The 21,987-nt window shown below is 35.3% G+C and carries 20 protein-coding genes and 1 pseudogene; 12 read left to right on the top strand and 9 right to left on the bottom strand.

Going from position 1 to position 21,987, the window contains the following annotated elements; all coding sequences use genetic code 11:
• The first annotated feature begins 13 nt into the window (after positions 1 to 13).
• The 9 genes from AB1278_RS17645 (at position 14) to AB1278_RS17605 (ending at position 9,131) form a co-directional block, all read left to right on the top strand.
• Positions 14 to 1,693, top strand: a complete 1,680-nt coding sequence (locus tag AB1278_RS17645; RefSeq protein ID WP_429816073.1) for a S41 family peptidase — start codon at positions 14 to 16, stop codon at positions 1,691 to 1,693.
• Positions 1,694 to 2,617: 924 nt separating this feature from the next.
• On the top strand, positions 2,618 to 2,923 hold the full coding sequence (locus AB1278_RS17640; protein WP_429816042.1) for a helix-turn-helix domain-containing protein: 306 nt from the start codon (positions 2,618 to 2,620) through the stop codon (positions 2,921 to 2,923).
• Between the two features lie 37 nt (positions 2,924 to 2,960).
• A complete protein-coding gene (locus tag AB1278_RS17635) occupies positions 2,961 to 3,284 on the top strand; it encodes a helix-turn-helix domain-containing protein (protein ID WP_429816045.1) in 324 nt (107 codons plus the stop codon).
• A gap of 76 nt (positions 3,285 to 3,360) precedes the next feature.
• On the top strand, positions 3,361 to 5,226 hold the full coding sequence (locus tag AB1278_RS17630) for an FISUMP domain-containing protein (protein WP_429816047.1): 1,866 nt from the start codon (positions 3,361 to 3,363) through the stop codon (positions 5,224 to 5,226).
• 234 nt (positions 5,227 to 5,460) lie between these two features.
• Positions 5,461 to 5,763, top strand: a complete 303-nt coding sequence (locus tag AB1278_RS17625; protein ID WP_429816070.1) for a hypothetical protein — start codon at positions 5,461 to 5,463, stop codon at positions 5,761 to 5,763.
• The gene (locus AB1278_RS17620; protein ID WP_429816067.1) at positions 5,750 to 6,109 is read left to right on the top strand and encodes a four helix bundle protein; all 360 of its coding nucleotides are present in this window, start codon (positions 5,750 to 5,752) and stop codon (positions 6,107 to 6,109) included. The genes AB1278_RS17625 and AB1278_RS17620 overlap by 14 nt, the downstream gene beginning before the upstream one ends.
• Complete coding sequence (locus tag AB1278_RS17615) at positions 6,070 to 6,510, top strand: hypothetical protein (protein ID WP_429816064.1); 441 nt, start codon at positions 6,070 to 6,072, stop codon at positions 6,508 to 6,510. The genes AB1278_RS17620 and AB1278_RS17615 overlap by 40 nt, the downstream gene beginning before the upstream one ends.
• Positions 6,510 to 7,745: a reverse transcriptase/maturase family protein gene (locus AB1278_RS17610; RefSeq protein ID WP_429816062.1), complete on the top strand. Its 1,236-nt coding sequence runs from the start codon at positions 6,510 to 6,512 to the stop codon at positions 7,743 to 7,745. The genes AB1278_RS17615 and AB1278_RS17610 overlap by 1 nt, the downstream gene beginning before the upstream one ends.
• Positions 7,746 to 7,772: 27 nt before the next feature.
• The gene (locus AB1278_RS17605) at positions 7,773 to 9,131 is read left to right on the top strand and encodes a peroxiredoxin family protein (RefSeq protein WP_429816059.1); all 1,359 of its coding nucleotides are present in this window, start codon (positions 7,773 to 7,775) and stop codon (positions 9,129 to 9,131) included.
• 525 nt (positions 9,132 to 9,656) lie between these two features.
• On the opposite strand, the gene AB1278_RS17600 is transcribed toward AB1278_RS17605, so the two are convergent.
• Both AB1278_RS17600 and AB1278_RS17595 read right to left on the bottom strand, forming a co-directional pair.
• Positions 9,657 to 9,803, bottom strand: coding sequence for a DUF6922 domain-containing protein (locus tag AB1278_RS17600; protein ID WP_429817387.1), 147 nt, complete (start codon positions 9,801 to 9,803; stop codon positions 9,657 to 9,659).
• Between the two features lie 226 nt (positions 9,804 to 10,029).
• Complete coding sequence (locus tag AB1278_RS17595; protein WP_429816056.1) at positions 10,030 to 10,200, bottom strand: hypothetical protein; 171 nt, start codon at positions 10,198 to 10,200, stop codon at positions 10,030 to 10,032.
• Positions 10,201 to 11,408: 1,208 nt separating this feature from the next.
• On the opposite strand from AB1278_RS17595, the gene AB1278_RS17590 reads away from it, so the two are divergent.
• Positions 11,409 to 11,747: a hypothetical protein gene (locus AB1278_RS17590; RefSeq protein ID WP_429816053.1), complete on the top strand. Its 339-nt coding sequence runs from the start codon at positions 11,409 to 11,411 to the stop codon at positions 11,745 to 11,747.
• A 1,072-nt stretch (positions 11,748 to 12,819) separates the two neighbouring features.
• Positions 12,820 to 13,188: pseudogene (locus AB1278_RS17585) on the top strand (ATP-binding protein).
• 415 nt (positions 13,189 to 13,603) lie between these two features.
• On the opposite strand, the gene AB1278_RS17580 reads toward AB1278_RS17585, so the two are convergent.
• From AB1278_RS17580 to AB1278_RS17565, 4 genes are all read right to left on the bottom strand, one after another.
• On the bottom strand, positions 13,604 to 13,801 hold the full coding sequence (locus tag AB1278_RS17580) for a hypothetical protein (protein ID WP_429816050.1): 198 nt from the start codon (positions 13,799 to 13,801) through the stop codon (positions 13,604 to 13,606).
• Positions 13,802 to 14,035: 234 nt separating this feature from the next.
• The gene (locus AB1278_RS17575; RefSeq protein ID WP_429816047.1) at positions 14,036 to 15,901 is read right to left on the bottom strand and encodes an FISUMP domain-containing protein; all 1,866 of its coding nucleotides are present in this window, start codon (positions 15,899 to 15,901) and stop codon (positions 14,036 to 14,038) included.
• 76 nt (positions 15,902 to 15,977) lie between these two features.
• Complete coding sequence (locus tag AB1278_RS17570; protein ID WP_429816045.1) at positions 15,978 to 16,301, bottom strand: helix-turn-helix domain-containing protein; 324 nt, start codon at positions 16,299 to 16,301, stop codon at positions 15,978 to 15,980.
• A gap of 37 nt (positions 16,302 to 16,338) precedes the next feature.
• Positions 16,339 to 16,644: a helix-turn-helix domain-containing protein gene (locus AB1278_RS17565; protein WP_429816042.1), complete on the bottom strand. Its 306-nt coding sequence runs from the start codon at positions 16,642 to 16,644 to the stop codon at positions 16,339 to 16,341.
• 402 nt (positions 16,645 to 17,046) lie between these two features.
• Here AB1278_RS17565 and AB1278_RS17560 point away from each other — a divergent pair, with 402 nt between their 5' ends.
• Positions 17,047 to 18,570: a tetratricopeptide repeat protein gene (locus AB1278_RS17560; RefSeq protein WP_429816039.1), complete on the top strand. Its 1,524-nt coding sequence runs from the start codon at positions 17,047 to 17,049 to the stop codon at positions 18,568 to 18,570.
• 691 nt (positions 18,571 to 19,261) lie between these two features.
• Here the strand turns inward: AB1278_RS17560 and AB1278_RS17555 are convergent.
• Genes AB1278_RS17555 through AB1278_RS17545 form a run of 3 tightly spaced genes read right to left on the bottom strand, consistent with a single transcriptional unit; the run spans position 19,262 to position 21,982 of the window.
• Positions 19,262 to 20,419, bottom strand: a complete 1,158-nt coding sequence (locus AB1278_RS17555) for an acyltransferase family protein (protein WP_429816036.1) — start codon at positions 20,417 to 20,419, stop codon at positions 19,262 to 19,264.
• A gap of 27 nt (positions 20,420 to 20,446) precedes the next feature.
• Positions 20,447 to 21,208: a hypothetical protein gene (locus AB1278_RS17550; protein ID WP_429816033.1), complete on the bottom strand. Its 762-nt coding sequence runs from the start codon at positions 21,206 to 21,208 to the stop codon at positions 20,447 to 20,449.
• A gap of 15 nt (positions 21,209 to 21,223) precedes the next feature.
• The gene (locus tag AB1278_RS17545) at positions 21,224 to 21,982 is read right to left on the bottom strand and encodes a hypothetical protein (RefSeq protein WP_429816030.1); all 759 of its coding nucleotides are present in this window, start codon (positions 21,980 to 21,982) and stop codon (positions 21,224 to 21,226) included.
• Positions 21,983 to 21,987: the final 5 nt, after the last annotated feature.

Here is a 21,987-nt window from a genome sequence, read left to right as displayed (position 1 = left end):
AAAGCATATAAAAATGAAAAAGAATATTATTTATTTAGGTCTGGTGCTGATATCTATATCAACACATCTATGCTCTTGTATGCAGGATTATGATTCTTCTATCAAGGAGCCAACAAGATATACTGTCAATGATATAAAATCCTATGCCGATATTTTTAAAGTTTTTTGGACGATAATGGATCAACGTTATAATTACTTTTATGAACAGAAAAGAAAAGATGAACTAGACTGGAATGCTGTTTACAAAGAATACTATCCAAAATTTGCTGCTTTAAAATCTTACAATGTTGCGGGAGTAAACGACACCCAAATACAGACTGATACTGAGAAAGCAGCAGAATATTTTGGAGAAATAATAAATCCTATTATTGATAGACACTTTTATGTAGAGATATCAATGCCCTATTCAACTTCTCGCTATAATGTGACTTATACATTTTCAGGAGGAATGAATGATGCTAGGCCTAATATTTATTCTTTCGAGGCAAAATACGGATATAAGAAAGATAAATTAAATGACATGGAATCCTATTTTTATGAGGGTTCTTATCGGAAAATGACATATCTTATAGGACGTTTAAAATCTAACCCGGACATTTACTATTTCTCCTATGATAATTTTTCTTTAGCACACTTTCTTAAAATTTCCATCGAAGACAAATACTTAAGTCCAGCCCCTGGTAATAAATTAGTTCTTACTCCCGCTGAAATTGAAAACAGTGTTCAACTTAATACAATCAATGATATAAACAAAAGGAATGAAGTTAAAAACTTTACTATAAACATCTTAAATGAATGGAATTCATTCTTCAGTTCAAATGAAGTGAAAACTTTTAACACCCACATCGGTACATTCAAAACTACTGAAAAATTATCAGATTCTTTTTTAGCTCTGACCCAGCATTTATTAGATAGATCACAGAATCTAATTAAATATAATGAAAATTCAACATATCAACCTGTTTTAAATAATGAAACGGTGGATTATATTACATGGTTCAAAAATAAAATGAATATCCATGTAAAATCTGGATATAACCTGGATCTGTTTCAGATAGTGGCGAACAAAATACTGACAAATTCACCTTTTTATAAAAAATTTCTAAATCCTTTACATAAGGGAGAGATTAAAAAACTTATACTTGATTTAAGAGGTAATGGTGGAGGTAGTGTTTTGGATGCCCGTTTTTTAATTGACCGTTTTATTACTAAAAGTACTATTGCGTATTACCAAAGAACAAAAGAAGGTAATGGACGATTTAATTATACACCTTGGGTGCCTGTCCAGGTAAAACCACATCAGTTTGGAATTCCCAGCAATATTCCAATTGTTATTCTAACTGATAGAGGCAGTGGTAGCATGTCGGAATTATCAACACTAATGCTCAAAAGTCAGGGATCACAAGTAATCTCAATAGGAGACTACAGCACAGGAGCTACCGCAGGATTGGGAGGTGACGATGATTTTAATGGAGGTATACGGGATGTGGTTGCTGGAGGGATTCTCAATTTTAATATGCCATTAATGGCTGTTAAAAATCTTGATAACAATGTTATTGAGGGGATTGGAATAAAACCTGATATTTATGTGACACCACCATCAGATACTGAACTAGAACAAATGACCAATAGCCCTAAAACATTTTTAGACAGGGTAATGGACGAAGCTGTTACGTATCTTTCATTAAAGTAATCTTTTACAATCGAAAGGAATCAGGAATATAAACTTTAATGGAAATAAAAATCACAAAAGTTATTAAATGAAAAATTTTAATGATTGCGAATACACCGAAATTTTATGAGTCGCTCTCTTGTATTCTCAATTGAAATTGAATTATTTTAGCCCTACAAAAAAATTAAACAAGGCTATCAGTTTTAATGCCACAGAAAAACAATCAACATTTATTTTTGATGAATTTAAAATCTCATGACATCAATATATTATCATTCGGATGGTGGAAATGATATTGTTAGGCTTGTAAAGAACACGTTAGGAACAACACTAATTTCAAAATTACTTATACAAGTCTTCACAAAAAACTAACATTGCATTACAATACAGATCACCTTAAATGGAACAAGCAGCTTCACTTTTGAAACCGCTTGTTTTAATATCCGAAAGCTTCAACTTTTCTACCATAAACGTTCAATTTTATCATTAATAAATAATAGATGCTTTTTTTTTGCAGAATTCATGTTATATATGCCCATCTAACACGAATGTAATTTAACTAATTTAAAATCAGCATTTTAAATGTTTTCTTTTACAATCGTGATAATATTGTGAGGGCAGTATTTTGGTATTTTTATCACTTTCCACCTTACTTTGTCCAAAGAAAAGAAGGCCTCCGGTTCAATTTCTTATCACATCCCCACTTATACAAATTTAATTTTAAAAAGTACAATAAGAAATTAATTTATATAAAAAATACCTTATAAAAAATACCACATTTATCAGGCTCAGGAATATTGTCAATTTTTTAACAAATAAGTTTTCAGAATGAATTTTAAAAATATACATATAGGTTCTTTAATCAGTCAGCATGTTGCGGACTGTGATATGTATATATTGAGAATATGCAATTTTTTTAGTTGTAAGGAGGAAGATATTATGGAGATGTACAGGAAAACAGATCTGGATACTCATTTGCTTTTGAAATGGAGCAAGTTATTAGAGTATGATTTTTTCAGGCTTTATACTCAGCATCTCATCCTGTATTCACCGGCTTCAACTGTGAAGCACAAAGAATCATTAGGGAAGGTTTCACTTCCAAAATTCAGAAAGAATATCTATACAAAGGAAATCATAGATTTTATATTACAACAGATTGATTCCGGGGAAATGACCAAAAGCCAAACGATAGAGAAGTATAAGATTCCGAGGGGCACTTTGTATCAATGGATAAAGAAATATGGAAAATAAGCCTTAAGGATCTGATTGTGTAACCAAAAATTAGAATATGATAACTGATACAATGCAACAGCCGGACTACAAGCAGATTTATATGGATATTCTCCATAAGAAATTTATAGAAAAAAAGGAAGAACTTGAAATATTATTGGAAAAAGAAAGATTTTCAGCAATAGAAATCATCGAGATTAATACCAAAATATTTGGAAAAACCAGTGAAACGAATAATGGAAGACACAGGTCTTATAGTAAGTCTGCCATATTTAAGATTTTGGACTACCAGAAAGAGCATCAACTGAATAATTCTCAATTGGCAAATCACTTTAAACTAAGCCGTAATACCATCGCCAAATGGAAAAAACTGTTCTTTTAGGCCCTGTACCTTATCTTTTACGAAGTTATAAAACTTCTTTATATACTTAAAATGTAATTAATTTAAACACTCAACAATGAAAAAACAAACTTTACTATGGATGGCAGGATTTATTTTTCCTGTCACACTTTACGGTCAGGTGGGAATTAACACTACTTCTCCATTGGCGACCCTTGATGTGGTGGCCAAACATTCAGACGGGAGTACACCTGAAGGGATTCTTGTTCCCAGGCTTACCGGCGATGCGCTTTTTGCGGCCTCGGGTACGTCTCAATATGGTGCCGGCCAGGAAGGTGCTATTGTATACATTACGGAAGCTGTTTCAAGTGGTAACGATACCGGACAGACCGCTAACGTCAATGCTCCGGGACATTATTACTTTGATTCAGGGGAGAATGTATGGAAAAAGTTAGGGGAATCCAGTACTATTTATACATCCAACGGAACCCTTACCAGTCCCCGTGTGATGGATATGAATGAAGGTACTATGGGATTTGTAAATGGAAGAATGAGTGTGGGAGCCAATACCTCAAACCCGTCTTCTATTTTGGAGTTACAAAGTATTACCAAGGGATTTTTGCCACCCAGAATGACCAGGGCGCAGATGTACTCTATTCCTGATCCCTCTTTAGGACTGGTCGTGTACTGTACAGACTGCTATGCCAATGACCAGGGGTGTCTAATGATCAATGATTCTACGGACGGCTCTACCCCGAAATGGGGTTCTATGTGCTCATCGAATGTTTCTGCTCCTGTGATTATGTCCTTAGACTGTTCTTCAGCTGCTACTTCGGGCAGTGTGTATTCCGGGGCTCCGGCAAGTGGAGTGAGTACTGCAATTCCTTACACAGGCGGTAATGGAGGAGCCTACCAATCTGTTAATTTTGTATCTACCGGAGTCACGGGCCTTGTGGCTAGCCTTCCCGGAGGAGTCCTTACCACAGCTAACGGTGTCCTTCAGTTCCATATCTCAGGTACACCAAGTGGTTCCGGTACGGCTGTATTTGCTGTGAGTGTAGCAGGTCAGTCCTGCAGCTTCAGTATTCCTGTAACGGCATCTACTGCTACGGTGAGTTCATTAAGTTGCGGATCTGCGGTATTTTCACCCTCTCAAATTACACAGTGGACTTCCTATACAGGAACATTAACAATACCATATACTGGTGGCAATGGCGGAGCGTACCCGGAGTATTCCTTTACTCAAGACGGACTTACCTTTACCCGTCCTGCTGGTACATTGGCCAATGGCAGCGGTACTATTGTGTATAATGTTTCAGGAGAGCCTACTACATACGGTACAAAGAACATTTCTATATCTTTTGGTGGATCAAACTGTACAGTAACGAAATCTGTCGCTATGTCTAAGACTGTTCTCATGCCCGGTAATCCAAAGGCCTGGTACAGGTATAACCTTGGGGCTACAGATGAGAGCCTGGATCCAGATATTCCTGTTAAGGAGATTCATGGGAACTACTATCAGTGGGGCAGAAAGGCTGTTGTAGCTACTGCCAGCTCAACATCAGGTGCCATTTCAGGTTGGAATCCCGCCTATGCAGGCAATAATGCATGGAGTGATAGTTCCAAGACCGTAAATGACCCTTGCCCTACAGGTTTCAGGGTTCCTACGAGAACACAATTTCAGAACCTGATAAACAACACTACTGCAAGCAACATCGGTACATGGAGTACTACTACAGATGCTACTAACTTTGGAGCTGCCAAAAAGTTTACAGGTAACGGAAAGACCTTAACCTTTCCTGCTGCTGGCTTCCGTAGCCATACCGGTGGCAATTTGGGCAGCCGTGGTAGCACCGGGCGCTATTGGAGCAGTACTCAGAATACAAGCGACTCCGCTTACAGCCTGAACTTCTATAGCAGCAGCGTGAGTGTCGCCAGCAGCGTTCGTGCAGGCGGATATAGTGTTCGTTGTATCACAGAATAAATTCTATTAATTGTATTCATTTGTCTATTTCCGGCGGCCCAGCCGCCGGGTTTTAAAATTTATTATTAACAATTATGAAAATATCAGATTTTAAGGCAGGGGAGTTATGATGCGGTTCGGATATATAAGCAGGGCCTTTTTTGGACAGCTTATGAGCAGAGTGCCTATTATATATGGAAGCAGAAAGGCTATAAGCTTAAATGCAGCTTTGTAAAAAACGTCAATCAGTTTGTTGTGAGCCTTGGTTTTCCGGAATCTGCTTTACAAATGGGGCAGAACGAAAACGGATGGTACCCGGAGCAACAAAACGAAAACTATAGGAAGTGCGGCTTAAAGTTCCCATTAAGTCATACCGATTTTATCCTGTGGAAACAGGATATGGAAAACACAAAGAAAATAAATGATTCTAAAGACGAAATGTTTGAAAAAATTAAAAATTATCCCTTAACCCAAAAAACGCCATTGGATGTATTCTTATTTTTTAATGATTTACAGGGTAAGCTTAAAAAGCTAATTATTGAAGATGGCATTGTATGATCAGCTTCCTGTTTATAAAGTAAGCTATGATCTTCTATTGCAGCTTTATCAGATCTATGGAAGAATGCACAGGGATTACAAATTTACTTTAGGAGAGAAAATAAAGAATGAGAGTACAGAGCTTATTATTAATATTTATACAGCCAATACCCGTGAAGCCAAAACAGAGACTTTGGAAAAGGCCAGAAAAAATATTGAAGTGATTCGTCTACTATTGCATATCTATAAAGACCTAAAACAAATTTCTATACAAGATTTTATAGCGGTGCCACAAAAGGTAGAAAGCTGTAGCAAGCAGATCAATGCATGGTACGCTCAGCAGATGAAGACAAATCCGCCATTATAAAGTATCTGCTTAAGGTCAGAGTCCTGAAAGTAAAGTCTTTCCGGAGCGTACCTGCCAGGTTCAGCAGAGCACCTGAAAAGATTTCCTTTATTAGGAGCAGATCTTTACAGGTAGATAAAAAAGATTCTGCTTTATATGTTCCTGCTGCTGGCAACCGTAACAACACCAATGGCAGTTTGAACAGCCGTGGTAACAACGGTAACTATTGGAGCAGTACCCAGAATACAAGCACTAACGCTTACAACCTGAACTTCAATAGCAGCAGCGTGAATGTCAACAACAACAATCGTACAAACGGATTTAGTGTTCGTTGTATCACAGCACCTGGCAGCAGATATTTTTTAAGAATTACAATCTGTATTTTAAATAAAATAAAAAATCATCTATCTGATTTTATATAATGGAAACAGAATTATCTGAATTAAAATATAATTTATTTGCTGCATACTATGAAGCACGGAGGAATAAGAGAAACACTTACGATCAGCTTAGGTTTGAGATCTGCTATGAGAAAGAACTTTTTCAGTTATATGAGGAGATCAAAAACGGTACTTATACTATAGGAAAAAGTATCGCTTTTATCATAGATAAGCCAGTGAAGAGGGAAATTTTTGCTGCAAATTTCAGAGATCGTATCGTCCACCATCTTATGTTTAATTATTTAAATCCTATTATAGAGCCTCTATTCATAGAGGATAGTTACAGTTGCCGTAAAGGAAAAGGAACGTCTTTCGGAATAAGGAGGGCATATGATCAGCTGAAAATGATAACCTCCAGTTTTACAAAGGATGCTTATATACTTAAACTTGATATAAAAAGTTACTTTATGAGTATCAATAAAAACAGGCTTATGAAAAAACTTAGAGATATAATAAGTGAAAATACCTTCAAAAAAAGTAGGTATATGGCTTCCGGAGGTAATGTTCATAGGGATATTGATTATGATTCCTGGTTTGGAATATTGGAAAAGGTTGTATATCACGATCCCACAACAAAGTGTACTATTAAAGGAAAAGTATCCCATTGGGAAAAGCTTCCGGATTCAAAAAGTATTTTTAAATCAGCACCTGATTGTGGATTACCTATCGGTAATCTTACCTCCCAGTTATTTAGTAATGTATATCTCAACGATTTTGATCATTATATGAAGGATGCACTAAAAATAGAGCACTATGGAAGATACGTAGATGACTTCTATATTTTTCACACATCAAAGAAAGAGATTACAAAAATTTTTAGAAGATGCAGAAGCTTTCTTTTAAATGAAGGATTGGAACTTCACCCTAGAAAGATTTATTTACAGCATTATACCAAAGGGTTTCAATTTCTGGGAGTTTTTATTAAACCTCACAAAATCTATATAAGAAAAAGAACAGCAAAAAAGTTTAAAAGTCTTATAAGGTTTTATAAAAAATCAATTGTTGATAAAGGTGAACCTAATATGGAACAAATCAGGAATCTGAGATCTGTGGTCAATTCTTATCTGGGATTTCTAAAACATTATAATACTTATAATTTGCGCTATAAATCTATATTTGCCAGGCCAGCCTGTATTTTTTTTCAGTACGGATATTTCTCTTCAAACCTGAGCAAGATGATAATTCATAAACCCTTTTTTGACAAATACCCTATATAATTTTATAAAATAATAAAATACACATCTATGTACAGAGTTTTTATCTTTATTCTGATTTTCACTTTGGGATTATTATCCCGATGTTTTGGGCAGAATATCCGGATGGAGTTTCCTCATTTCGCTGGAAAAACGTATGAGTTTATCATCTTTCAGGGTAGTAGTGCCAAAAAGGTTCTGGAAGGAAAGATCCCTGAGGACGGAAGATTTGTTCTATCAGTCCCTAAAGAGTATGTCCCCTATACAGGCATGTGCCGCTGGCTGATCACCGGGACAGAGGAAGGCGGAGGGCTGGATATGGTCATTCCCGGTAAAGATTTTTCGGTAAGATGCTTATCAGAAAAACCTGATAACAGTAATATCGTATACACAGGAAGTACCGAGACCGTTAGATTAAATGCACTGCATGTAACTCAGGAGCAGATCTTTGCCCGCCATGATGCTATGTTTCAGGCTACCAAAGCCTTTTCCCAGACAGACAGAAATTATCCTATTTTTATGAAGGAATATCAGAAGCAGCTGGAGACATATGAGCATTTCCAAACCACACTGAAGGGGGAATCTTCCTATGCTGCTAAGTTCCTGAAAATTGTCAATATCACATTAGGTATCGGACCAAAAATTGAAAACTCAGAAGAAAAACGTGCGCAGGATATATCCAAATATATTACTGAGGAATTGAATTGGGGGGATCTTTACACCTCTGGCCACTGGACTGCTGTGATTTCCTCGTGGGTAGATATCAATACCCAGGTCTTTAAAGATAAAAATCTTTTTGCCTCTGATTTTGCAATGATCAGCAAGAAACTTAATGACAAAAAGCAATATATAGATTTTGCTAACCGTGTAGCCCATATTTTATCCGAGCAGGGAAAAGATGATTTTATCAGTATTATTGCCCCGATGGTAATAGCTTCAGGCAAAATAGAAAAATATGAAGGCGCTTTAGCTGTTTACAATAAAGGAATTGTTGGATCTTTTGCTCCTGATCTGGTGTTGGACAGGGAGATTAATGGAAAAAAAGAAAAGCTTATATTCAAAAGCAACGAATTATCAGGTGAAAATGATCAAAAAACGCTGCTGGTTTTTTATAACTCTGAGTGTGGTCCCTGTGACAGCTTGCTGCAGGAGCTCTCACAGAGCTTCCCAAGGATAAATTCTAAGGGAATAAGAATTATTTGTATATCATCAGATACGAATGAAACCCAGTTCCGGAATAAAGCAAAAACTTTTCCCTGGAAAGATGCCTATTGTGATCTTGAAGGAATTAAAGGTGAGAACTTCAGGAATTTTGGAGTTATAGGCACCCCTTCACTGGTCCTTATTGATACTGACGGTAAAATTCTGGCTAGGGGAACCTATTTACGGGAAATAGAAGTCTCTCTATAATTAATTTTGCCATTTTCAAAAACCTGATGAAAAATGATACAGGCGACATGTTTACTGATGTCATTATGAATAGATCTAAAATGTGTATAGATATAACTTATACTAATTTCAGTTATTTGACTCCATATCATCTATGTAAATTATGTTAAAATTTTATTATAAAAATACTTTTCCAAATCGATGTTCTGTACATACAAAAGCTTGGTTTGAACCTTTTTTACTTGGAAAAGGATAGATAAGACGATAATCTTAATAAAAAGAAGTAATAATACTGCTGTTGAATCTTTGAAAGCGAAAATCAAAATTTTGGCGGCATGTGTTGAAGATAGAAGATTTCTGTTCGCATTGCCTCAAGATTTTAGTCTTTACCAATAATAAACTTATTGACTTAAAATAATTAAACCATTTGAAAATCAGAATGTTTTTGATTTTCGGGAGAAAGTTTGCAAAACTATATTCATTGATAAGGCTTGTTCTTTCTATCTAGATAGCAATGCATTTCTTCTTTTTTAAGTTCGGGGAATTTTAGATAGCATAATTGGACCGAAAGTAAATTTCGTAACGGATAGTGGTGACTACCTTTTCATACCCGTAAAAACAGATGATCTCATCAATCTCCCGTTGACCCCCACGTTCTGCAATTCGGGCAATAATAGTCTTACAGGCTTTCATAAAGTCCATTGCATCAATGTCAAAATCCAGAAAAAACACAGTCTAGATTTGGAATTTTATTTATTTTTGCCCTTGATTCCATAGTATAAATATACGATTTTCAGCTTTACATTATGGATTTCAACGTCTAAATTCATTGATTTTGTAAGCTGATTCTTGCCTTTCTCAGAATTTTAGCATTGGATCAGTGACCGCTTTTTTAATCTCTCACTGTAATGTATCCATATCAAATTTCTTTCCTTTCAGTATATCGTATGAAGCCATCACAGGGTTGCCGTAGTATTTTGTTTCGATAAGATTCCAGATAAATCTTAAGCGGATTGTGTTCCAATAGAAAATGCATATCGATGAAATCTTGTATCCGTGTACCATTTTGAAAAATAGCATGAAGTTTCATTGCTCCTTTATCCTCTAATGATACTAATTTTACGCTTTCCTTTGTCTTAAAAGCTTTTGTAATGGATATTGATGAGCTGGAATATCGACCTTGACCTCACTTTATAGCAAGCAGAATTGTATTGCTAAATATATTCCTTACCATCACCGCAGGACGTTTAACTGTCAAATGTTTTAGCAGGGGTTGCTCATCAAACCCTTTAGTGGAGAAAATGTCTATATCGATGCTTAATCTATGACTGGTTTGAAGGCTGAAAGAAATCCTCCTACGAGATTAAAATATTTTATTAATTCATCTTTCATCAACCTTTGGAGAAGTTACCACATTTCATTACTGACAGTTTCTTTATGAAGCATAATTCCTTAAAATACATTTTTTTTAAGTGCAAAGTTTCTTACAGTTTACCACCCAGAACGGAGGATTTCTTCTGGCCGTAACCTCCTATTCAGGGAAGGAGTTGATAAGAAAGAAGATTCCAAAGTATGATCAGATATCTGGTTAATAAGACTTAATGAATCCGGTGATGAATTGTGGCAGAAAACGTCAGGAACTTTCTAAGATGAAGAAGCCCGATCAATTATAGGTTTAGAATTCTTTGTTGCAATGTCCAGAACTCATCCAAAGGCCATTGCTCCAAAGACGTCACGATTGGATAAAATGTAGAATCCTTCAAAATTGACCCTCTTAATCCTGCGAAAGTGCTCAGTTGATTCCTTAGCAAATTGATCAGGATATTCCTGTTCAAATTGACCACCAAAAATTCAGAAAATGTGTCTTGAATAAACTTAGCCAAAAAACACCAATGGCTAACAAAAGAATAGACTTGTTGAACATCAAACAGTTATTACGCTTATACAGCCAGGGAGTAAGTAAATTAGAGATAATCAGACAACTGGCATCTCACGCAATATAGCCAAAAAGTATATCAACCTGTTGCATGAACACCAGCTTAGATATGATGAGCTAATAGAGCTGAGTGATGAAGATTTAGATAATTTATTCGGGATTCTGCCAACAGATATAAGGGATAAGGACAGTATCAAAAAACAACTTGAATCGCTGTTTCCTTACATATCCAAAGAACTAAAATATTTTGGATTACCCGTTATCTGCTATGAGAAGAATACATAGATAAATATCCTTGTGGTTACCAATGTTCCCGTTTTTGTCATCATTACAGGGAATGGTGTAAAAAGGTAAACACTGCCATGGATATTGAACATAAGGCAGGAGATAAACTGCTTGTGGATCATACTGGAAAAAAGCTTCACATTATAAAGAAACAGGAGAAAAACGGGAAGTTGATATCTTCGTATCTACTTGGCGCAAGTGGTATGACCGTCGTAAAAGCTACAAGGACCCAGAGGAAAAAAGATTTCCTTGAAAGCCTTACCAAAGCCCTGCATTATTATGGAGGAGTTCCCGCAGCGATTGTTACCGATAACCTCCGTACAGCCGTAAAAAAGAGCTACAAGTACGAACCTGTCATCACTCTGATTCCCTTCTGGATTTTGCTTCCCACTATAGCACCACAATACTTTAGTTGAGAATGTGGTACGTTTATTTATAACCGCATTTTTGCTCCATTGCGTAAAGATCATTATTTTAGCCTGGAAGCATTGAACAAAGCTATAGAAAACTTTCTGGGAGATATAATGAAGCTCCTATGAAAAGAAAGAAGTAGTTCAGGGCTGGCGTTTTCCGTGAGGTTGAAAAACATTCATTATTCCCACTACCAATTATGGTGTACTAGCTCAAGCATCCTGTACGTGCTGCTGTTCATAAGACCAGCCATGTATATTTAAGCAAAGACAAACATTATTACAGCGCACCATTCAGTTATATTGGTAAAAGTAAATATATTTTTTAGTAAAAACACAGTCGAGATTACTATGACCAGCGCAGAATAGCATTCCATAACAGAGTCCTGATCAAATATCAGTATACGACTGTCAAAGAGCATATGCCTTCATCTTATAAGTTTATGACTGAATGGAATCTCCTCCGGTTTATTTATTGGGGAGGTCTGTTGGATAATATTGTGAACAGTACATCATCAAAATCCTGGTAAAGAAACAGTATCCTGAGCAGTCTTATAAAATCTGCCGGGGAATCCTTTCATTATCAAAAAAGATTGGCAGCGTAAGACTTGACAATGCCTGTAAAAGAGCATTGAGATATGAAAAATACAGCCTTGCCATGATTAAAAGCATCTTGAAAAAGGACTAGATAATCTCAACGATGACGATGCGTTTTTTGAAGAAAAGAAACTGCCTAAACACAAAAACATAAGGGGCGGAAAATACTATCAGTAATACCTACAATCATTAACAATTAAATCATTAATACAAAACCTATGAATCAGGTAACATTAGAAAAAATGAAACATTCAAAGCTCTTCTGAATGCAGGGTTGAGCGATTAATCATTTCTGCACGATTTGAGTGCAGGGCATTTATGGAAGAGATTACAGCATCTTCTTTCAGGAATATTGATAAGAATACCATTGGAAGGTTATCTTCCTGCGATTTTATCTCTCAGAAACAGATATTCTTATTACAGGATAACAGAAGTTGGTAAAAGTTTTATAGCAACTGCCATAGGCTACAAAGCCTTTACAATGGGATATACTGTCATGTACTTCAGCATCAATAAACTCTTCTCAAAGGTTAAGATGATTAAGGCAGACGGATTTTATCTTAAAGAGATTGACAGTATAGAAAAGTAGTATCTTATTATCCTTGATGATTTTTGGATTGCAATCCCTCTGTAATCTCAAAAGGCAGGATTTTATGTAGAACATTGAAGACAGGCACGGAAAACGCTCCACTATTATTGCTTCACAACTTCCCATAAGTGCATGAATGAAGTAATTACGGAGCAAACAATAGCCGATGCAATCCTTGACAGAATGGTACATGATTCTCTGAGAACAGACCCTACAGGAAAGTCGATGAGAAGGAAAAAGCTGATCAGAAAATCAGCTTAGAGTAAAGATTTATTTTATATTTTTAAACTATCTTTTAGACATCTTTTTTGACTTCATTCTTAGTGGTTAATTTAATCAGGAATTAGGTGTCAATATCACTTGAATTTACAGAAACAACTGCTGCGAGCAATATGAGAATAATGATAATAAATTTTGTACATATCTATTTTTTGTTTAATGAGACGGGTGTTGTTAAAATAATTGAAAGTGTTTAAATGAAATTTAAATTTCTATAAAAACAAGTCCCTAACTAAAAATAGTAAGGGACATTGTCTTAATAAAAAGGAAATGAAATTCGTACTCTATTAAATTTTCATTTTTTTACAAGGGCTTTTTGCTTCTCCTTGAGTGTAAAGAGTTACTGTGCTTATAACTCTTCACTTTAAGAATATAGATTATTTGAGGGAATAATCGTTTATTTTTCAAACATTTCGTCTTTAGAATCATTTATTTTCTTTGTGTTTTCCATATCCTGTTTCCACAGGATAAAATCAGTATGACTTAATGGGAACTTTAAGCCGTACTTCGTGTAGTTTTCGTTTTGTTGCTCCGGGTACCATCCGTTTTCGTTCTGCCCCATTTGTAAAGCAGATTCCGGAAAACCAAGGCTCACAACAAACTGATTGACGTTTTTTACAAAGCTGCATTTAAGCTTATAGCCTTTCTGCTTCCATATATAATAGGCACTCTGCTCATAAGCTGTCCAAAAAAGGCCCTGCTTATATATCCGAACCGCATCATAACTCCCCTGCCTTAAAATCTGATATTTTCATAATTGTTAATAATAAATTTTAAAACCCGGCGGCTGGGCCGCCGGAAATAGACAAATGAATACAATTAATAGAATTTATTCTGTGATACAACGAACACTATATCCGCCTGCACGAACGCTGCTGGCGACACTCACGCTGCTGCTATAGAAGTTCAGGCTGTAAGCGGAGTCGCTTGTATTCTGAGTACTGCTCCAATAGCGCCCGGTGCTACCACGGCTGCCCAAATTGCCACCGGTATGGCTACGGAAGCCAGCAGCAGGAAAGGTTAAGGTCTTTCCGTTACCTGTAAACTTTTTGGCAGCTCCAAAGTTAGTAGCATCTGTAGTAGTACTCCATGTACCGATGTTGCTTGCAGTAGTGTTGTTTATCAGGTTCTGAAATTGTGTTCTCGTAGGAACCCTGAAACCTGTAGGGCAAGGGTCATTTACGGTCTTGGAACTATCACTCCATGCATTATTGCCTGCATAGGCGGGATTCCAACCTGAAATGGCACCTGATGTTGAGCTGGCAGTAGCTACAACAGCCTTTCTGCCCCACTGATAGTAGTTCCCATGAATCTCCTTAACAGGAATATCTGGATCCAGGCTCTCATCTGTAGCCCCAAGGTTATACCTGTACCAGGCCTTTGGATTACCGGGCATGAGAACAGTCTTAGACATAGCGACAGATTTCGTTACTGTACAGTTTGATCCACCAAAAGATATAGAAATGTTCTTTGTACCGTATGTAGTAGGCTCTCCTGAAACATTATACACAATAGTACCGCTGCCATTGGCCAATGTACCAGCAGGACGGGTAAAGGTAAGTCCGTCTTGAGTAAAGGAATACTCCGGGTACGCTCCGCCATTGCCACCAGTATATGGTATTGTTAATGTTCCTGTATAGGAAGTCCACTGTGTAATTTGAGAGGGTGAAAATACCGCAGATCCGCAACTTAATGAACTCACCGTAGCAGTAGATGCCGTTACAGGAATACTGAAGCTGCAGGACTGACCTGCTACACTCACAGCAAATACAGCCGTACCGGAACCACTTGGTGTACCTGAGATATGGAACTGAAGGACACCGTTAGCTGTGGTAAGGACTCCTCCGGGAAGGCTAGCCACAAGGCCCGTGACTCCGGTAGATACAAAATTAACAGATTGGTAGGCTCCTCCATTACCGCCTGTGTAAGGAATTGCAGTACTCACTCCACTTGCCGGAGCCCCGGAATACACACTGCCCGAAGTAGCAGCTGAAGAACAGTCTAAGGACATAATCACAGGAGCAGAAACATTCGATGAGCACATAGAACCCCATTTCGGGGTAGAGCCGTCCGTAGAATCATTGATCATTAGACACCCCTGGTCATTGGCATAGCAGTCTGTACAGTACACGACCAGTCCTAAAGAGGGATCAGGAATAGAGTACATCTGCGCCCTGGTCATTCTGGGTGGCAAAAATCCCTTGGTAATACTTTGTAACTCCAAAATAGAAGACGGGTTTGAGGTATTGGCTCCCACACTCATTCTTCCATTTACAAATCCCATAGTACCTTCATTCATATCCATCACACGGGGACTGGTAAGGGTTCCGTTGGATGTATAAATAGTACTGGATTCCCCTAACTTTTTCCATACATTCTCCCCTGAATCAAAGTAATAATGTCCCGGAGCATTGACGTTAGCGGTCTGTCCGGTATCGTTACCACTTGAAACAGCTTCCGTAATGTATACAATAGCACCTTCCTGGCCGGCACCATATTGAGACGTACCCGAGGCCGCAAAAAGCGCATCGCCGGTAAGCCTGGGAACAAGAATCCCTTCAGGTGTACTCCCGTCTGAATGTTTGGCCACCACATCAAGGGTCGCCAATGGAGAAGTAGTGTTAATTCCCACCTGACCGTAAAGTGTGACAGGAAAAATAAATCCTGCCATCCATAGTAAAGTTTGTTTTTTCATTGTTGAGTGTTTAAATTAATTACATTTTAAGTATATAAAGAAGTTTTATAACTTCGTAAAAGATAAGGTACAGGGCCTAAAAGAACAGTTTTTTCCATTTGGCGATGGTATTACGGCTTAGTTTAAAGTGATTTGCCAATTGAGAATTATTCAGTTGATGCTCTTTCTGGTAGTCCAAAATCTTAAATATGGCAGACTTACTATAAGACCTGTGTCTTCCATTATTCGTTTCACTGGTTTTTCCAAATATTTTGGTATTAATCTCGATGATTTCTATTGCTGAAAATCTTTCTTTTTCCAATAATATTTCAAGTTCTTCCTTTTTTTCTATAAATTTCTTATGGAGAATATCCATATAAATCTGCTTGTAGTCCGGCTGTTGCATTGTATCAGTTATCATATTCTAATTTTTGGTTACACAATCAGATCCTTAAGGCTTATTTTCCATATTTCTTTATCCATTGATACAAAGTGCCCCTCGGAATCTTATACTTCTCTATCGTTTGGCTTTTGGTCATTTCCCCGGAATCAATCTGTTGTAATATAAAATCTATGATTTCCTTTGTATAGATATTCTTTCTGAATTTTGGAAGTGAAACCTTCCCTAATGATTCTTTGTGCTTCACAGTTGAAGCCGGTGAATACAGGATGAGATGCTGAGTATAAAGCCTGAAAAAATCATACTCTAATAACTTGCTCCACTTCAAAAGCAAATGAGTATCCAGATCTGTTTTCCTGTACATCTCCATAATATCTTCCTCCTTACAACTAAAAAAATTGCATATTCTCAATATATCCATATCACAGTCCGCAACATGCTGACTGATTAAAGAACCTATATGTATATTTTTAAAATTCATTCTGAAAACTTATTTGTTAAAAAATTGACAATATTCCTGAGCCTGATAAATGTGGTATTTTTTATAAGGTATTTTTTATATAAATTAATTTCTTATTGTACTTTTTAAAATTAAATTTGTATAAGTGGGATGTGATAAGAAATTGAACCGGAGGCCTTCTTTTCTTTGGACAAAGTAAGGTGGAAAGTGATAAAAATACCAAAATACTGCCCTCACAATATTATCACGATTGTAAAAGAAAACATTTAAAATGCTAATTTTTAATAACTTGAAAACTAGAAATACATGAGAAGGTATCATGGGACGATAATAGAATTACTGTATAAAAAATTATCTTTGCTTATATTTTTTATATTATTCAATATTTTATGCAGCCAACAAAAAGAAATTATTAAAGTTGACAGTTTACTAACTATAAGTGGTCAAAATCTTGGCAGAAACAATTTGAAAGCGTTGGAGTATGCTAAACAGGCCAGTTTGATAGCTGAACAAACTAATAACTCACAAAGAAAGGCTAAAAGTTACACAAGTGTGGCAAGAATATTATCAGATATGGCCAAAGCCGATCAAAGCTTTGAATATCTTGATAAGGCTGCTAATGAGAAATATACTTCGACTGATATAATGCTTGAAGTGTATATAAGGGAAATAAGATGTTTAAATTATACTGGTCTAGGCCTAATGCAGAATGTACGTGACGAATATCTAAAAATTTTGCAACTCCTGGAAAAGTATGATGACAACGAAGCTAAGACCATGAAATATAGAGCTTACGGCAATATAGCATCATATTATTATGAAACTAAAAAATATTCTGATGCTATCAGATATATCGATTTAGCAGAAAGAATAACAAAAAAGATTGATACTTCAGTATACCTTATTAATGAACGGGCAGGTGTCTTTGCAGTAAAGGGCTATGTTTATTTAGATACAAAAAAAATAGATTCTGCTTATAAGTATTTTAATAAATCATATAATATCCTGGCTAAATATAATACAACAAAATACACACAATTTATGGCTTTTGCTGATTATTATTTTGAGCAAAGAAAATATAAATCTGCACTGGAAAATTATATGAAAACCTTATCGGATATGGAAGAACATCATATGGAAGATAATGAGTGCAAAATTAAAGCCTATAAAAAAATATCTGAATGTTTTGGTTTTCTAAAAGACGAACATAACAAGCAAACTTTTTTAAATAAATATTATAAGGCAACGGAACAAACTTTTAATGATAATTCTGCTTATATGCAGGCAGCTGTTAATAATATCCTACACGAAACGAAAATCACAAAATTTAAAGATGAGAAAAAACACGGTCAACATCTCTACCTAATTGTTTCTCTATGCTTAATCGTGCTTTCGGTATTAACATACTTCTATCTTAATAAAGTTAAAACCAGAAACAAAATCATAGATTACAAGGAAAAAGAACTTGAAGCAAAAAAATCAATTATTTTAGAAAAGGAAAGTGAAGCTTTATTGCTTAGAAAGCAGCTTAATGAAAGTTTTGAAGAACTAGTAACTCTGGCTAAAACCAACAATTCGGAATTTTTAGCACGGTTCCAAGATGTATATCCTGAATTTACAGGAAAGCTTTTAAACATTAACCCCAGCCTTGCCACCAGTGAATTGCAGTTCTGCGCTTTATTGACTTTTAATTTTACTTCTAAGGAAATTGCACAGTTTACTTACATAACACCAAGAACTGTTGAAAATAAAAAAACAAGAATTCGTAAAAGACTTAACATTCCTTTGGATAAAAACATCAGTATTTGGCTAAGAGAACTACTGGATTAGAATATTTTCGGTAATAGCTGAAACATTGTCCAATTTAATATGATGATATACTTTGTAAAAAGTTTGGTATATTAAAGTGTAATAAACATTGTATTGCTTCCAATATTCAATTACTCTAAGTTCCATAAGTCTAAAAATGGTGTTTACTTGACAGCTTCAACGGCTTCATTGGTTGGCTAAGTGCAAGCAAATATGAATTATTTGCAGGCTGTTATTTTGCATTAATTGACGAATTGTGTGCTAATATTAATAAGGCTTCAAATAAGGTTTGCGACCGTTGTAAATTTGAAAGCTCAAGAATATCAGGAAATGATAATACAGGAGTAATTTGAACAAGTATTTCCCCTTTAAACAGAGGTACGGACTTTATAATAATGGACGGATGGTCTGAGGGTATCCAGAGGCTATTTTTTTAATCTTAATAGCTCTACAGTCCGTTCTACAATCTCAATCAAATGATTCATCGAGAAGGAAATAGTAGTATTACAGGGGGGACTGCAATAATAAATAATGGCTGTACACTTCTTATTAATGGAACTACAGCAATTACAGATACTAACTAATGGAGGTTTCACTTTTGTTGATGCATTTTCTTCTATCGGACTTCACAATGAAACTAATGAAGGGGAGTATTAAAGACTTCAACATATGTTTAAAAGTTTTTACTTACAAAATATAAAAAACATCACCGTTATCGCATGGTGATGTTTTTTACATTCTTTGTATGATTTCGTATCGGTCTGTCTCTTAATTTTGTTGTTGGTATTTCAAAATATTTATACATTAAAATTGAAAGAATCATTACAAAAATTAAGTATATACTAAAAGTTACACCTGTGTTTAAGGTTGGGGCGTTCTTTAAAAAATCAATATTATCTATAATCCAAATTTGTACTACTGAATAATTTACTAGATACATACTATAAGATGTTAAACTAACATAAGTAACAGGTATTAATATTATTTTTGGTGCTGTTTTTATTGAATCTAAAAGTGGGATCATAAACATAGTAGATATAGATAACAGAGAAAAGTTGAAAACTGAATCATAAAAGACATCTGATCCAAACGTTATAAAGTAATATTGAATTATGGATAAAAATATTCCTAAAATAAAAAAGTCCTTCCTATATTTTCTAAAAAAGTTGGTGTAGTAAAACTTAATATATGCTGCTAAAACACCATACATTAAACTATCAAGCCTTGTGATAACTTGTTTTCTGTAGTATGAATCCCAAACATTAATGTCTGTTACAATTATATTAAATAAAAGCCTGTATGCCCTGTAAGATGTAGTAACTGTAATAATTGATAAAATGGTAATTAAAACAGCTTTCATTGTACTTAATTTAAAAATATTAGTTAAGCAAAAAACCATTATTGGTGAAATAAGATAAAACCATTCTTCAACGCTTAAACTCCATGCTTCCGGGAAAAAATATGGATGAGGTGTTTTAAAATTTTGTATAAAGAAAAAGTATTTTATAATATTATAATTAAAAACGAAACTATCATTAAAGAGAATATTTAAAACTAATAGAAGTAGTAGTACTAAAAAATAGGCTGGAATAGTTCTAAACCAACGTCTTTTCCAAAAGTCTAATAATTTATTAAAAGTAAATGATCCTTCATTTAATATTTTAATTAAAATTCCACCGACTAAGAACCCGCTAAGAACAAAAAATATGGTCACACCATCAAAGATAAAATATGATAAGATACCAATGGTGCTTTTTGGTAGGTAAATTAGTCCATGCCCTAAAACAACAGAGATGATTGCAACGAATCTAAGAACATCTAAACCAAAAACCCTACTTTCATCAAAGTGAATCTTAAATAGATTTTTCAATTTCATAATTTTGTATTACCGAATGTGTTAACTTCCTCCCAGATATATAAATAAATTTACATTGATGTGCTCAGGATCGATAGAAAAAGAAACCCCAGAACCACCTGTAGAAGCAGAAGCTTCATGAAAATGATTCCAATTATTATCAGTAAAATCCAAACTATATCTTTTATCCTGAAAACGTTTATTCTCTCCAGAGTTGTTGCCTAGTGGAGGTTTATCCTTACGAGGACGCCCTTCAGCTCCATCTCCTCCATTTCCAATATAAAAGTCAGTAATTTTATGAGTATGTTCCCCAGACGTACCTATTATATTACTACTTACTGTATACTTTGGCATATTAGCAATTTTCAATGTTACAGAATTACTACCCCCCGTACTTCCATTAGGCTTCAATGCATATTTAACATATCTACCTCTGGCATCCCACAGTTGTTTTGCCGAAGAACCTAATAATTTTACAGCATTAGCCCTTGCAATGTCAGATTGGATACCCATTATATCTCTCCCATTAAGCAGATACCATCCTGCATGATCTTGCTGCTGCATCCCGTATTTTAAATCACCGATCTTTCTTGATTTTTTGATTTCTGTTTTACCAATATTTCCATGTTGGTCTGCAACTATAAAACTGGACTGTAAACCAGTCAAAGTATTAACTTCTCTTATTCTCATATTCCCATTTACATCTAATGTTTTGGTTGGCAAATCAGTGTTAATTCCGATTTGACCATAAGTCAGGTGAGACATAAAACATATTAATATGGCAAGCTTATTAAATAAATTCATTGTTTTGCTGTTTAATTATTTTCCTAAATAAATAAAAGTATTGACTGTTACATGTTGGGGAATTATAGAAACAGGTCTACCCTCTCCACCTGCATTAGTAATTTCAAATTTATGGCTGTGTTTTCCTGACGGACCTGTAGCTGTAACAGCTTGTTTATGAGCTTGCCTTCTGTTGGTTCCGCTATTAGTTACACCGACATTAACTAATGTCCCATTAAAATTTTCATTGAGCATTTCAGAATATTTGTCCAATACACTATGCTTATGAGCAACCGTTGCTGGAGTAGTTGAGCCAGTAAAATCGTGATTTTTAGGTAAATTACGTATTGTTAAAACCACATTATTATCACCATCGATACTTCCCGGTTTACCAGTTTCTAAAATTTTAATAAATCTGTTTGATGCTTTAGGAATTGATTTAGAAAATCCCAAACTCTCTGCATGAATGACGGCACTTTTAGGTAGAAATTTGAAGTCTCTTCCGTCTAACAAGTACCAGCCTTCGTGGTCCTCCTTTTGAAAACTTCTTTTTACATCTCCTACAGTGTGATCTGCTAATTCATCAAGGATATCTTTTTTTCCAATATTCCCTTCATTATCAGCAACCAGAATGTTATCATTATTTTTTACCACTTCTATATTTCTTACTCTCAGCTGCCCATTTATGTCCAACATTTTTGTGGGAGTACTGGTATTTATTCCAATCTGAGAATATAATGTGGACATATGTAAAAGATAAAAACATATGCTCAATAAAAACGTCTTTGTTTTCATAATTA

This window comes from Chryseobacterium sp. NRRL B-14798, from assembly GCF_050470705.1.
Classification (GTDB): domain Bacteria; phylum Bacteroidota; class Bacteroidia; order Flavobacteriales; family Weeksellaceae; genus Chryseobacterium; species Chryseobacterium cupriresistens.
This window is presented reverse-complemented; position numbering and strand designations above follow the sequence as displayed.

Coding starts and splice junctions, on each gene's coding strand:
- AB1278_RS17645 (WP_429816073.1), top strand. CDS start 14: ATGAAAAAGAATATTATTTATTTAGGTCTGGTGCTGATATCTATATCA.
- AB1278_RS17640 (WP_429816042.1), top strand. CDS start 2,618: ATGTACAGGAAAACAGATCTGGATACTCATTTGCTTTTGAAATGGAGC.
- AB1278_RS17635 (WP_429816045.1), top strand. CDS start 2,961: ATGATAACTGATACAATGCAACAGCCGGACTACAAGCAGATTTATATG.
- AB1278_RS17630 (WP_429816047.1), top strand. CDS start 3,361: ATGAAAAAACAAACTTTACTATGGATGGCAGGATTTATTTTTCCTGTC.
- AB1278_RS17620 (WP_429816067.1), top strand. CDS start 5,750: ATGGCATTGTATGATCAGCTTCCTGTTTATAAAGTAAGCTATGATCTT.
- AB1278_RS17615 (WP_429816064.1), top strand. CDS start 6,070: ATGGTACGCTCAGCAGATGAAGACAAATCCGCCATTATAAAGTATCTG.
- AB1278_RS17610 (WP_429816062.1), top strand. CDS start 6,510: ATGGAAACAGAATTATCTGAATTAAAATATAATTTATTTGCTGCATAC.
- AB1278_RS17605 (WP_429816059.1), top strand. CDS start 7,773: ATGTACAGAGTTTTTATCTTTATTCTGATTTTCACTTTGGGATTATTA.
- AB1278_RS17600 (WP_429817387.1), bottom strand. CDS start 9,803: ATGAAAGCCTGTAAGACTATTATTGCCCGAATTGCAGAACGTGGGGGT.
- AB1278_RS17595 (WP_429816056.1), bottom strand. CDS start 10,200: ATGAAACTTCATGCTATTTTTCAAAATGGTACACGGATACAAGATTTC.
- AB1278_RS17590 (WP_429816053.1), top strand. CDS start 11,409: ATGGATATTGAACATAAGGCAGGAGATAAACTGCTTGTGGATCATACT.
- AB1278_RS17575 (WP_429816047.1), bottom strand. CDS start 15,901: ATGAAAAAACAAACTTTACTATGGATGGCAGGATTTATTTTTCCTGTC.
- AB1278_RS17570 (WP_429816045.1), bottom strand. CDS start 16,301: ATGATAACTGATACAATGCAACAGCCGGACTACAAGCAGATTTATATG.
- AB1278_RS17565 (WP_429816042.1), bottom strand. CDS start 16,644: ATGTACAGGAAAACAGATCTGGATACTCATTTGCTTTTGAAGTGGAGC.
- AB1278_RS17560 (WP_429816039.1), top strand. CDS start 17,047: ATGAGAAGGTATCATGGGACGATAATAGAATTACTGTATAAAAAATTA.
- AB1278_RS17550 (WP_429816033.1), bottom strand. CDS start 21,208: ATGAATTTATTTAATAAGCTTGCCATATTAATATGTTTTATGTCTCAC.
- AB1278_RS17545 (WP_429816030.1), bottom strand. CDS start 21,982: ATGAAAACAAAGACGTTTTTATTGAGCATATGTTTTTATCTTTTACAT.